We start from the raw sequence: 12,807 nt of genomic DNA, 5'->3' as shown, positions 1-12,807 counted from the left end.
GGAAAATCTTATGGCTAAAAAGAAGATCGGACTGCCACCTCTGGACTGGCTGCGCGTGTTCGAGGCAGCGGGGCGTTTGGGTGGGTTCTCGGCCGCAGCCAAAGAGTTTGGTTTGACACAGGCCGCTGTCAGCCAACGGATCGGAAACCTCGAGGCTTGGCTGGGCCGGTCTTTGTTCGTACGTGAGGCACGTGGTGTTTCGCTGACGGTGGAAGGCGAGAGCTATTTGCCGCTAGTGCAAGACAGCCTGCAAGCGTTGGAGCGCAACACAGAGGATTTGTTCGGGAAGTCCCCGCGTGAGTTGCGGGTGGCCGGGTTGTCTTCGAACATTCATGCGCTGGTCCTGCCTGCTCTGCCTGCTTTCCACCAGTTGCGGCCCAAGGCGCGGGTGATGACGGACTCGGTTGCACGGCGGTCTTCGCTGGATGAAGAACGCACGTGGCTGCAAATCCGATATGGCCGAGGCATGTGGGTGGGGCGCGATGCGGCCTTGATTGCGCGCGAGGTCCTGGTGCCCATGGCGGCCCCGGGTGTCGATTGGGGCGCACCTTTGATCGATTTGCGTGGTGAACGCCCCGGTTGGCGAGAATGGGCCCAGAAATGCGATCAACAGGATGTACCGCCGTCCCAAATCAGTTTTGATTCGATGGAGCATTCGATCTCGGCGGCGCGGCGTGGGCTTGGTGTGGTGCTGGGGTCGGTTCCCCTGGCCTCGGCCGATCTTCAAGAGGGGCGATTGCGCAGGTTGGACCAGCCTGAACTTCAAACCAAAGACGGGTATTGGCTGACATGGCCCGAAGACCGGGCAAAGTCCAAGAAACAGCGCGCATTGATCGAGGATTTCTTGCAGGCGCTGCGCGGCTGATCGTTCAGAAATCGATGGAGATCCCCTTCTTTTCCCAATCACCATAACGGGCGGGGTCCGGTCCATCGCGTCCGCCCAGTTCCTTGGGCAGTTCCTTGGCCTCGGCTTCGGCTTTGCGTCGGCGTTCTTCCGCTTCGGCCAGTGCGCGTTGGGCGGCGGGGGGCAGATCTTTGCGGTCGTCGGTCATGACATCGGCTTCCTTTCCGTGCTGGGTCTTGATATACGCCCGCGTCCGCCAATGGCAATGCGGGCGCAAGTCACATGAAGGCGGTACAATGGAAAACAGCGCAACTGCAGCACGGCGCAGCGCAATCTATCTTCTCGATCAGGTCCTTGGGGAAGGCCGCCTGTTGCCCGAATGTCTCGCAGCGGGCGCATTGGACCGGCTGGGGCCTGAAGATCGCGCGCGTGCTCAACGGTTGGCGTTGGAGACCTTGCGCGGACTGGAACGCGCCGACAGGTTGCTGGACAACCATTTGAACCGCACACCCGCCCTAACGGTTCATAACGCGCTGAGATTGGGCGCGGTTGAGCTGTGCAACGGTGAAGCCGCGCATGGCGTGGTGAATTCCATGGTCGAGATCATCGGCCGTTCGCGCAAGCATGGGCGTCTCAAGGGTCTGGTGAATGCAGTTCTGCGCAAAGTGGCAGCCGAAGGGCCGGAAGCCTGGCCCAAGATGCGTGTCCCACGTTTGCCAGAATGGCTTCGCGATCCCCTGATCATGGCGTGGGGCGCGGATGCCGTGGCCGGGATGGAGCAGGCGCATTTCGCCGGGGCACCGCTTGACCTGACCGTGAAACCGGGAGCGGCAGGCCCTTCGGGCAATGTGTTGCCGACAGGCTCAATTCGCTTGCAGGATGCCGGTCAGGTTTCGACCCTGCCGGGATACAAAGCCGGGGATTGGTGGGTGCAGGATGCGGCGGCTGCTTTGCCGGTTCGCGTTCTGGCGCCCAAGGCGGGCGAGAAGGTGCTGGACCTTTGTGCAGCGCCCGGCGGTAAAACGATGCAAATGGCCGCCGCCGGGGCGGATGTTACGGCGCTGGATGTGTCGGGCTCTCGGATGGACCGGGTGCGCGAAAACCTTGCACGGACCGGATTGAAGGCGGAGGTTGTTGTTGGGGATGCGCTGGAGCATCAAGGCCAGTACGACGCGATCCTGCTGGATGCGCCGTGTTCGGCCACGGGTACGATCCGGCGGCACCCAGATTTGCCGTTTGCCAAGGATGGGTCTGAATTCGGTGGATTGATTGAACTTCAGACCCAGATGCTCGCCCATGCCTGGGGCTTGCTGAAACCCGGTGGACGCCTGGTCTATTGCACCTGTTCCTTGTTGCCGGATGAAGGTGAGGTGCAGGTCGAAGAGGCGCTGGAGATGTATCCCGATATGAGCGTGGATCGCGACGCACTGAACATTCCGGGTGTCGAAGCCGGCTGGATGACCGACGAGGGCGGCCTGCGTCTGCGACCTGATTACTGGTCGGACAATGGTGGCATGGATGGGTTCTATATTGCCTGTCTGACCAAATCCGCCTGAGTGTACGCTTTTCGATGACTTGACGATCGGCGCGGTCTATCGTTGGGTCTCAAGCGCCAGCAGAGCGCAAGGGGCAGAGTAACGCGAGACATGTCGAACTCGGACACCATGACCAGTCGGTGGATGCGGTTTCAAAACCGTTTCTATGCGCGCCTGAGCCAACGGCAAAAGGCGGTCACGGGATTTGTAGCGCAACCTGATCCGCGCACTGTGGGCTCGTTTGCCCGCGGACGGCAGCTGGTCGCCGGAAACCTTTTGTTCGCCGGGTATCTGGTCGAGGCGGAAGATACCGGACTGTGGGATGTCACCGCCCCAAGCGCTGGCTTTGATGATGAACGCCATGGTTTCGCATGGCTGGACGATCTGGCCGCAGTCGGAGACATGCGTGCACGCGAAAAGGCGCAACGTTGGGTCTGGGGCTGGATTGAAGCGCATGGTCGCGGGCAAGGCCCCGGTTGGGTGCCTGACCTGACCGGTCGGCGGGTCATGCGCTGGATCAACCACGCGATCTTTCTGCTGCGTGGTGCAGATGAAAAGCAAAGCAAGCTGTTCTTTCGCTCGCTGGCCCAACAGACATGGTTCCTGTCCAAACGCTGGCAAGCTGCAACCCCGGGCCTGCCCCGATTCGAAGCTTTGGCCGGGCTGGTGCAGGCCGGTTTGGCGTTGGAAGGGTTGGAGCATATGGCTGATCCAGCCTTGCGCGCCCTGGCCGGCGAATGCGACAGGCAGGTGGACGCGCAGGGCGGTATTCCCACCCGAAACCCAGAGGAATTGCTGGAAGTGTTCACACTGCTCAGCTGGACCACGGCGGCACTGAATAATCTGGGGCGCGGTGCGTCTGTCGCGCAGGTCAATGCGATCAAGCGGATTGCGCCGACCCTGCGCAGCCTGCGCCATGCAGATGGTGCGCTGGCGCGGTTCCATGGTGGCGGACGCGGTGTCGAGGGACGTCTGGAACAAGCCCTTGCACAAAGTGGCGTCAAACATAAGGCGGCGACGGAATTACCGATGGGCTACGCCCGCCTGTCCGCTGCACGCACCACCGTAATCGTGGATGCCAGTGCGCCGCCCACCGGTGCCGCGTCGTTCAATGCCCACGCCTCTACTCTGGCGTTCGAGCTGACTTCGGGGCGGCGTCCGTTGATTGTGAATTGCGGGTCTGGGGCCAGTTTCGGGTTGGAATGGCGCCGCGCCGGGCGGGCAACGCCGTCGCATTCGACACTGTGCCTGGATGGATTCTCCAGCGCCCGGTTGGCCAATCCCATGCCCGGCCGCGAAAGTCAGGCGTTAGTGGATGCGCCGCAGGACGTGCCTGTTGATTTCGAAGATGCATTTGAAGGTATCCGTTTCATGGCCGGGCATGACGGGTATGGCAAAGTGTTCGGCCTGACCCATGCGCGGACCTTTGAATTGCGGTTCGATGGTCGTGAGCTGATGGTCGAGGATATTCTGCTGACTGCGACCGACAAGGCAAAGCGCCAGTTTGACAAGGCGTTGGACGCCTCGGGGCTCAAGGGGATCGGGTTTGATATCCGCTTTCATCTGCATCCGGACGTGGATGCAGCGTTGGATCTGGGCGGGGCGGCGGTGTCCATGGCGCTCAAAAGCGGTGAGATCTGGGTTTTCCGCCATGATGGCGTCGGAAAATTGTCCGTCGAGCCAAGCGTTTACCTTGAAAAAGGGCGTTTAAAGCCACGCGCGACAAAACAGATCGTTCTATCTGGCCGCGCAATGGAGTATGCGACGCGCATCCGGTGGACTCTGAGCAAGGCACAGGACACAGCCTATGCCGTGCGCGATACGCACCGGGACGAGCCAGAATTCGACTGACGCCAAAAGGACCTTTGGACCCATGACCGATCTTCACCCCGTGCGCCGCGCGTTGCTTTCCGTATCCGACAAAACCGGGCTGATCGAGCTGGGCAAGGCGCTGGCCGAGCGCGGGGTCGAACTGCTGTCGACTGGCGGCACGGCCAAGGCGCTGCGCGATGCGGGGCTTGCGGTCAAGGATGTCAGCGAGGTCACCGGCTTCCCCGAGATGATGGATGGCCGCGTCAAAACCCTGCACCCAATGGTGCATGGCGGTCTGCTGGCGTTGCGCGACAATGACACCCATGTTGCGGCCATGAACGAACACGGCATCCGTGCAATTGATCTGCTGGTGGTGAACCTCTACCCGTTCGAAGCCACTGTTGCCAAAGGCGCAGGTTACGATGAGTGCGTCGAGAATATCGACATTGGCGGTCCGGCGATGATCCGCGCGGCGGCCAAGAACCATGCGTTTGTAAACGTGGTCGTGGACGTAGAGGATTACGACAAACTGCTGGGCTATATGGATCAGCACAACGGTGCCACCTGTCCGAAATTCCGCCGGAAGCTGGCGCAAAAGGCCTATGCCCGCACCGCGGCCTATGACACAGCCGTATCCAACTGGCTGGCCGATGCGCTGGAGCTTGAAGCCCCTAAGCGCCGCGCCTTTGCCGGTGAGTTGAAACAGACCCTGCGCTATGGCGAGAACAGCCATCAGCAGGCCGCCTTCTATACGGACGGCACGAACCGCCCGGGTGTGGCCACCGCCGTGCAGCATCAGGGAAAAGAGCTGAGCTACAATAACATCAATGACACGGACGCTGCGTTTGAGCTGGTTGCTGAATTCGACCCCGCTCAGGGCGCGGCTTGTGCTATTATCAAACACGCCAACCCTTGCGGCGTGGCCACAGGTGCAAATCTGCTTGAGGCCTACAAGGCCGCGTTTGACTGCGACCGAACCTCGGCCTTCGGCGGGATCGTGGCGCTTAACCAGCCGCTGGATGCAGAAACCGCGCAAGAGATTACCGGCATCTTCACCGAAGTCGTGATTGCTCCGGGTGCTACTGACGAAGCCAAGGCGATTTTTGCGGCCAAAAAGAACCTTCGCCTGCTGACGACCGACGGCCTGCCTGATGTGACAGCAGGTGGTAAAACCGTCCGTCAGGTGGCCGGAGGCCTGCTGGTACAGGACAAGGATAACGGATTTGTCGGCATGGATGACTTGAAGGTCGTCACCAAAAAAGCCCCGACTGACGAACAGATGCGTGACCTGCTGTTTGCGTGGAAAGTGGCGAAACATGTCAAATCTAACGCCATCGTCTACGTCAAGGATGGCGCGACTGTGGGTGTGGGCGCGGGCCAGATGAGCCGTGTGGATTCGGCCCTGATCGCGGCCAAGAAAGCCGAGCGGATGGCGGATGTGCTGGGCCTGCCCCAACCGCTGACCATCGGATCTGCTGTCGCATCGGATGCGTTCTTCCCTTTTCCCGACGGCTTGATGGAAGCCGCCGAAGCCGGTGCAACCTGCGTCATCCAACCCGGTGGGTCCATGCGCGATGACGAAGTGATTGCAGCCGCAGATGAGGCCGGGCTGGCCATGGTCTTCACCGGTATGCGGCATTTCCGTCACTGATGCGGTCTCGCCTGCTTCTCTGGGCGGCTTTGGCTGCCTTTGCGATCGACCAGATTAGCAAGTATCTGGTCGTTCATGTTATGCGCGTGGCTGAGCAGCCAAGTGGCATCGACGTTCTGCCGCCGTTTCTTGTCTTCAAATACGGCGAGAATCGCGGCATCAACTTTGGCCTGTTTCAGGGCGACTCCGACACTGCGCGCTGGGTGCTGATCGGCATCTCGGTTGCAATCTGTGTCGGAGTTCTTGTCTGGCTCAGCCGCACGGCCACATCGAATCTCATGCTCTTGTGCGCTGGTCTTCTGATCGGCGGAGCGCTTGGGAATGTGGTGGACCGGGTTCTTTACGGGTTCGTTCTGGATTTCCTGAACATGTCCTGTTGCGGCATCAACAACCCGTTTGTGTTCAACCTGGCAGATGTGTTTATTTTTGCAGGGGCCATTGGGCTGGTCCTGTCTGATGGCAAAAAGCCCTCGTGACGCGCCGAATGAAATGCGATAAAAGCGCCTTAAACAGGCTGGAGACACCAATGCGGATGCCGCGCGCCATTATTGTTCTGACTGTTGCCGCTGCGGTTGCGGCATGTTCGAATCCCGGTCTGCGGGATCTGGCGCCTCCGGGACCCGGTCCGGACGAGTTTTCGGTTTTGCCGGTCAAACCGCTGACGCAGCCTCAGGATTATGCATTTCTGCCCGCGCCTACGCCCGGCGGTGAAAACCTGACGGATCCGAATCCGAACGCTGACGCCGTGGCTGCGCTGGGTGGCAATGCGTCGGCTTTGAACCCAAATACAGCTGTGCCATCTTCAGACGCGGCATTGGTCACGGCCTCCAGCCGGTATGGTGTGTCACCCGATGCGCGCCAGGTTGTCGAGGCCGAAGATGCCGCGTTCCGAAAACGCCGTGGCCGCTGGACCGGTTTGCGCCTGTTCCCTGTTGACCGCTATGGGCAGGTCTACGAGCGGCAATCCATCAATCCCTATGCGGAAACCAACGCCGCGCGTAATGCCGGGATTGAAACCCCGTCATCGCCGCCGGGTGAATAATTCTTAACTTTCCGTCATCGGGCTTGAACCCGGGCCGCACCACCGTAGTTTGAATACCAGAAACGAAACGGAGGATGCCCCATGGTTCGGGCCCTGGCCTTATCGGCTGCCCTGATCGCCGCCACCCCGGTTTTTGCCGAGGGCGGAAAAGAAGCGGTCACCACATTCACTCTGGACAACGGTATGGATGTCGTCGTGGTCGAAGACCACCGCGCCCCGGTCGTGCAACACATGGTCTGGTACCGCGCCGGATCCGCGGATGAGCCGATCGGGTCGTCCGGTGTGGCGCATTTCCTGGAACACCTGTTGTTCAAAGGCACCGATACGCTGGCCCCGGGCGAGTTTTCGGCCACCGTCGCGGCCAATGGCGGCAATGACAACGCGTTCACCTCATATGACTACACGGCGTATTTCCAGCGTGTTGCTGCCGACCGTCTGGAACTGATGATGCAGATGGAATCCGACCGGATGCGGAACCTGCGCCTGAGTGAAGGGGATATTCTGACCGAACGTGACGTGATCCTTGAAGAACGCAACCAGCGCACCGAGAACAACCCACGTGCATTGTTCGGCGAACAGATGAATGCCGCGCAGTATCTCAACCATCGCTATGGCGTGCCGATCATCGGCTGGATGCACGAGATGGAAGAACTGGACATGGAAGATGCGCTGTCGTTCTATCAGACCCATTATGCGCCCAATAACGCCATTCTGGTGGTCACAGGCGATGTTGAGCCTGTTGAGGTCCGCGCCCTTGCCGAGCAGTATTACGGTGTGATCCCGGCCAACGCGGACCTGCCCGAGCGGGTGCGGTCGCAAGAACCGCCACACACGGCCGAACGACGCCTTACCTACAAGGATCCGCGCGTGGCGCAGCCCTATGTGCAACGCAGCTATCTGGCCCCGGAACGCGATCCGGGTGACCAGGAAAAGGCCGCAGCCCTGTTTCTGCTGGCCGAGTTGTTGGGTGGCAGTACTACGTCGTACCTGAACGAAAAGCTTCAGTTTGATGAGCAAAAAGTTGTCTATGCAGGGGCGTTCTATCGCGGCGTCTCGCTGGATGACACGACCTTCGATCTGTTGGTTGTTCCGGCCGAAGGTGTTTCTCTGCAAGAGGCGGAAGATGCCATGGATCAGGCCGTGGCCGACTTTATTGCCGAAGGTGTGAACGAAGACGATCTGAACCGTATCAAGATGCAGCTACGCGCGTCACAAATCTATGCCCGCGACAATGTGGATGGGATCGGCAACCGGTATGGTCGTGCCCTGACCAGCGGCCTGACGGTAGATGATGTGCAAGCTTGGCCCGATATTCTTCAGGCCGTGACCGGTGATGAAATCATCGCCACCGCCCGCGAAGTTCTGCAACCGGAGACATCGGTCACAGGCTGGCTGATGCGCGATGATGAGGTGACGCAATGAAACGGTTTCTTGCAACTCTGATTGCCTGTCTGGTTGCGCTGCCAGCCTTGGCTGAGATCGAGATCGAAGAAGTGACTTCGCCCGGCGGTATCAAAGCCTGGTTGGTCGAAGATCACTCGATTCCCTTCACGGCGCTGGAACTGCGGTTTCGGGGCGGCACCTCTCTGGATGATCCGAATAAGCGCGGTGCCGTTTATTTGATGAGCGGCCTGATCGAAGAAGGCGCAGGCGATATGGACGCCCAAACCTATGCCCGTGAACTTGAAGCGCTGGCCGCGTCCTTCAAATATAACGCGGGCGACGATACCGTTTCGATCTCGGCGCGTTTTCTGACCGAGAACCGGGATGATGTGGTCGACCTTTTGCGAACCACGCTGCACGAGCCGCGATTCGATCAGAATGCCATTGACCGCGTGCGCGCGCAGATTCTGTCGGGATTGCGCTCGGATCAGACTGACCCGAATGAGATCGCGGGCCTAAACTTTGCAAGGATGGCCTATGGCGACCATCCATACGGGTCCGAAGGGAAGGGCTCGATCGAAAGCGTTTCGACCCTGACTCGGGATGACGTAGTGGCCGCGTATGACAGCGTGTTTGCCAAAGACCGCCTGTATGTCGGAGCCGTGGGCGACATCACCGCGGAAGAACTGGGTGCGTTGCTTGATACCTTGCTTGCCGATTTGCCCGAGAGCGGTAAGCCCATACCGGACAAAGCGGATGTGACTATTCCCGGTGGTGTCAGTGTCGTCGAGTTTGACACACCGCAATCGGTTGCCCTGTTCGGTCAGGCTGGCATTGATCGGGACGACCCGGATTTCTTTGCGGCGTTTGTCCTGAACCACATCCTCGGCGGTGGCGGGTTCGAAAGCCGCCTGATGCAGGAAGTGCGAGAAAAGCGCGGCCTGACCTATGGCGTCGGAACCTATCTGGTACCCAAGGATCTGGCCTCGGTCTATCTGGGGTCTGTGTCCTCTGCGAACGATCGTATTGCCGAAGCGGTTGAGGTGATCCGGGATGAATGGGCTCGTGCGGCCACTGAAGGCATGACGCAGATGGAACTGGACGACGCCAAGACCTATCTGACCGGCGCCTATCCGTTGCGCTTTGATGGCAACGGACAGATTGCCGGGATCATGGTTGGTATGCAGATGGAAGGTCTGCCAATCGACTATATTGCTACCCGGAATGACAAGGTGAACGCGGTGACTTTGGAAGACGTGAACCGGGTCGCTGCCGAACTGCTCGACCCGGATGGCTTGCACTTTACTGTCGTTGGCAAACCGGTTGGTCTGGACACAACGAACTGAACTGGAAGGGGTGAGCGTGGCTCACCCTTTTTTCATACTGCGCAGCATCTCACCCATCATTTGGCCGAATTTGCCTGAGCCGCGTTGATACAGCGCGCCATCCACGGCCAGAACCGTTCCGCTGATATAGCTGGCCATGTCCGAGCTAAGAAACAGGCAGGCATTGGCCACGTCCTGCGGCTGACCCCAGCGGCCCAACGGCACGTCGCGGCGCAACGCTTCTCCGGCATCTGGGGTGGGGGCCAGACGTTTCGCACCCTCGGTGCCTTCGATGAACCCCGGCACGACCGAGTTCACGCGGATGCCCTCGACCCCCCATTCCATCGACAGCGTGCGGGTGATCTGATCGACGCCTGCCTTGGCGGCGCAGACATGGGCTTGGCCCTCATAAGGCAGATAAGATTGCGGGGCCGAGATGTTGATGATGCTGGCACCGGGACGTTTCAGGTAGGGGTAGGCCCCTTTCATCACGTGGATGGTGCCCATCAGGTCGATATCGATTACCGTCTTGAACGCATTCACCGACATCTCAGCTGCCAGCGCCGGGAAGTTGCCTGCTGCGCCTGAGATCAGCACGTCGAAATCACCGAAGGCGTCGTGAAATTGCTTCAATCCATCGGTTACAGCATCCGGGTCACGCACATCAAATGCCGCGCCGATCGCGTCTTGTGCGCCCGCTTGTTTCAGTGCGGTGACGGTATCATCGACTTTTTCCTGCGACCGGCTTGCGACCGCCAGTTTAGCGCCCGAGGCCGCAAAGGCCTCGGCAATGCCGCGATTGATACCGCTGGTTCCGCCAATGACAATGACGGTTTTTCCTGAAAAATCCATGTAGGCCTCCCGTGGCGGGAGCCCTACTCGCCGTAGGGCACCCAGATGTTCTTCACTTCGGTCGCAGCCTGCAGGAAGCGGCGCGATTGGTCCATGCTCCAGTCAAATGTCGTCGCGTTATTAACCCAGGTCCGTTTCAAGTTCCCGGCCGAGACCGCTTCGATCTCTTTCGACAGGTCAGTGGACGAAAATGACCAGACCGCGTCCACGTTCAGGTGCGAGGCCAGCGGTTTCGCCAGTTCCGCATGACTGCCGGTCAGGATGTTGACCACGCCTGCGGGGACGTCCGAGGTCTCAAGGATCTGGTAGAAGTCCGTCGCTGCCAGCGGATAGGGTTCCGAGGAAACCAAAACCGTCCGGTTGCCCATCGCAATCGCAGGCGCCATGGCTGAAACCAGTCCCAACAGGGGCGCTTCATCGGCACAGAGGGCACCGATCACGCCAACCGGTTCTTTCATCGCAATCGCTACACCCCGGATCGGAACGCCATGGACCTGACCGTCATATTTGTCGGCCCAGGCGGCGGCGGTGAACAGGCGTTGAATCGAGGCCTCGACCTCTTTCGCGCCGTCGTTCTTGCCGGTCATCGCGTCGATCCGAGCCGCGAATTCATCTGCACGCGCCGAGAGGTTTTCGCCGATGAAATACAGGATCTGCGCCCGCAGGTGGCCGGTGGTTCTGGACCAGCCTTTGGCACCTGCGGCGGCCTCAACAGCGTTGCGCACGTCTTTCCGGTTAGCCAGCCCAACGTGACCCAGCAGGCCGGTTTTGCCCCAGACAGGCTTCGAATATCCACCATCAGGCCGCGCCTGTTTGCCACCGACATACATCTTGGCGGTGCGGTCAATCGGGTCGACCGGAGCGCCTTCGCCCATGGTTGCATCGACCTTCGACAGCGGTTTGGCCTTGCCTTTGGGCTTGGTATAGGCGGCCAGACCTTCCCAACCGCCTTCTCTGCCAAAGCCACTCTCGCGCACACCACCGAAACCGGCGGCGGCGTCGAACAGGTTGGTCGCATTGACCCAGACCACGCCCGCAACCAGTTTGGGCGCGATATCCAGCGCGAGGTTCACATTCTCGGTCCAGACGGTCGCGGCCAACCCGTAACGGGTGTTGTTGGCCAGTTCGACCGCTTCAGCAGGCGTACGGAATGTCGAGGACACCAGAACCGGGCCAAAGATCTCCTCCTGCATCAGTGGGTCAGAGGTTTCGAGGCCAGAGATAAGCGTCGGCGGATAGTAGCAGCCATTTTCGGGTAGCTGGCAGGCCGCCTGATGCACGTGGCCAGCTGTGTTGCTTTCGACCATGCCCTTGATGGTCTGCAACTGGACCGGGTCAACGACCGCGCCCACGTCGATGCATTTGTCCAGCGGATCACCGATGCGCAAGCCGTCCATCCGGGCGCGCAGTTTCTCGTGGAAGCGATCAGCGATACCTTCCTGAACCAACAGACGGGAACCAGCACAGCAGACCTGACCCTGATTGAACCAGATCGCGTCCACCAGTCCTTCGATGGCACTGTCAATATCGGCGTCGTCGAACACGATGTAGGCGGATTTACCACCCAGCTCCAATGTCAGTTCCTTGCCCGAACCCGCAGTCGCCTCGCGGATACGGCGGCCCACAACGGTCGAGCCGGTGAAGGCGATCTTGTCCACGTCCGCGTTCACGATCATCTCGCCCACCGCACCGTCTCCGGTGACGATGTTGACCACGCCCTTCGGCAGCCCGGCCTGCGAACAGATATCGGCAAACAGCAGTGCGGTCAGCGATGTATACTCGGCTGGTTTCAGTACCACCGTGTTACCCATCGCCAGAGCAGGCGCGATCTTCCAAGCCAACATCAGCAGCGGGAAGTTCCACGGGATGATCTGGCCGCATACGCCAAGCGCCTGCGTGTCCGGCAGTTCGCTCTCCATCAATTGCGCCATGCCCGCGTGATAGTAGAAGTGCCGCTGTGCCAGCGGGATGTCGATATCGCGCGACTCGCGGATCGGTTTCCCGTTGTCCATGCTCTCCAGCACCGCGAACAGACGCGAATGCTTCTGCAGCAGGCGCGCAATGGCATAGAGATACCGTGCGCGGCCTGCGCCGCCCAGCTTCTCCCACTTTGGCTGTGCTTGTCGCGCAGCGCCAACAGCAGCGTCTACGTCGGCCTGTTTCGCCTGTGTCAGCTTGGCAAGCACTTCGCCATTAGCTGGGTTGCGGCTGTCGAAGCCTTTACCGGGCTTGGTGAAGGCGCCATCGATATAGTGACCGAACTTGTCACCCTGATCGACCAGCCAGGCCAGCGCCTCGGCAGCACTTTCGGGGGCGGGGCCGTAATCCATGGTCTCGAAAATCTCTTTGACTGTCATTGTTCT

At 60.1% G+C, this 12,807-nt stretch carries 11 protein-coding genes; 8 read left to right on the top strand and 3 right to left on the bottom strand.

Annotation, left to right across the window (positions count from 1 at the left end):
- Positions 1 to 10 precede the first annotated feature (10 nt).
- Positions 11 to 865, top strand: a complete 855-nt coding sequence (locus AC2FLD_RS15870; RefSeq protein ID WP_496670642.1) for a LysR family transcriptional regulator — start codon at positions 11 to 13, stop codon at positions 863 to 865.
- Between the two features lie 4 nt (positions 866 to 869).
- Here AC2FLD_RS15870 and AC2FLD_RS15865 read toward each other — a convergent pair whose 3' ends face one another.
- Complete coding sequence (locus AC2FLD_RS15865; RefSeq protein WP_496670645.1) at positions 870 to 1,052, bottom strand: DUF1674 domain-containing protein; 183 nt, start codon at positions 1,050 to 1,052, stop codon at positions 870 to 872.
- A gap of 88 nt (positions 1,053 to 1,140) precedes the next feature.
- On the opposite strand from AC2FLD_RS15865, the gene AC2FLD_RS15860 reads away from it, so the two are divergent.
- From AC2FLD_RS15860 to AC2FLD_RS15830, 7 genes are all read left to right on the top strand, one after another.
- The gene (locus AC2FLD_RS15860; RefSeq protein ID WP_496670648.1) at positions 1,141 to 2,400 is read left to right on the top strand and encodes an RsmB/NOP family class I SAM-dependent RNA methyltransferase; all 1,260 of its coding nucleotides are present in this window, start codon (positions 1,141 to 1,143) and stop codon (positions 2,398 to 2,400) included.
- Between the two features lie 90 nt (positions 2,401 to 2,490).
- Positions 2,491 to 4,230: a heparinase II/III family protein gene (locus AC2FLD_RS15855; protein WP_496670650.1), complete on the top strand. Its 1,740-nt coding sequence runs from the start codon at positions 2,491 to 2,493 to the stop codon at positions 4,228 to 4,230.
- Positions 4,231 to 4,252: 22 nt separating this feature from the next.
- Entirely contained in the window at positions 4,253 to 5,842 is a 1,590-nt protein-coding gene (gene purH, locus AC2FLD_RS15850; RefSeq protein ID WP_496670653.1) for a bifunctional phosphoribosylaminoimidazolecarboxamide formyltransferase/IMP cyclohydrolase, read from the top strand.
- The gene (gene lspA / locus AC2FLD_RS15845) at positions 5,842 to 6,318 is read left to right on the top strand and encodes a signal peptidase II (protein WP_050605067.1); all 477 of its coding nucleotides are present in this window, start codon (positions 5,842 to 5,844) and stop codon (positions 6,316 to 6,318) included. Before purH ends, lspA begins: the two co-directional genes overlap by 1 nt.
- 50 nt (positions 6,319 to 6,368) lie before the next feature.
- A complete protein-coding gene (locus AC2FLD_RS15840; RefSeq protein ID WP_496670656.1) occupies positions 6,369 to 6,884 on the top strand; it encodes a DUF3035 domain-containing protein in 516 nt (171 codons plus the stop codon).
- 81 nt (positions 6,885 to 6,965) lie between these two features.
- Positions 6,966 to 8,306: a M16 family metallopeptidase gene (locus tag AC2FLD_RS15835; protein WP_496670659.1), complete on the top strand. Its 1,341-nt coding sequence runs from the start codon at positions 6,966 to 6,968 to the stop codon at positions 8,304 to 8,306.
- Entirely contained in the window at positions 8,303 to 9,613 is a 1,311-nt protein-coding gene (locus AC2FLD_RS15830) for a M16 family metallopeptidase (protein ID WP_496670661.1), read from the top strand. The genes AC2FLD_RS15835 and AC2FLD_RS15830 overlap by 4 nt, the downstream gene beginning before the upstream one ends.
- A 21-nt stretch (positions 9,614 to 9,634) precedes the next feature.
- On the opposite strand, the gene AC2FLD_RS15825 is transcribed toward AC2FLD_RS15830, so the two are convergent.
- Entirely contained in the window at positions 9,635 to 10,444 is an 810-nt protein-coding gene (locus AC2FLD_RS15825; protein WP_496670664.1) for an SDR family oxidoreductase, read from the bottom strand.
- Between the two features lie 23 nt (positions 10,445 to 10,467).
- Entirely contained in the window at positions 10,468 to 12,801 is a 2,334-nt protein-coding gene (locus AC2FLD_RS15820) for an aldehyde dehydrogenase family protein (protein WP_496670671.1), read from the bottom strand.
- Between the last annotated feature and the right edge of the window lie 6 nt (positions 12,802 to 12,807).

The organism is Ruegeria sp. CDSA021 (assembly GCF_059612325.1).
This window is presented reverse-complemented; position numbering and strand designations above follow the sequence as displayed.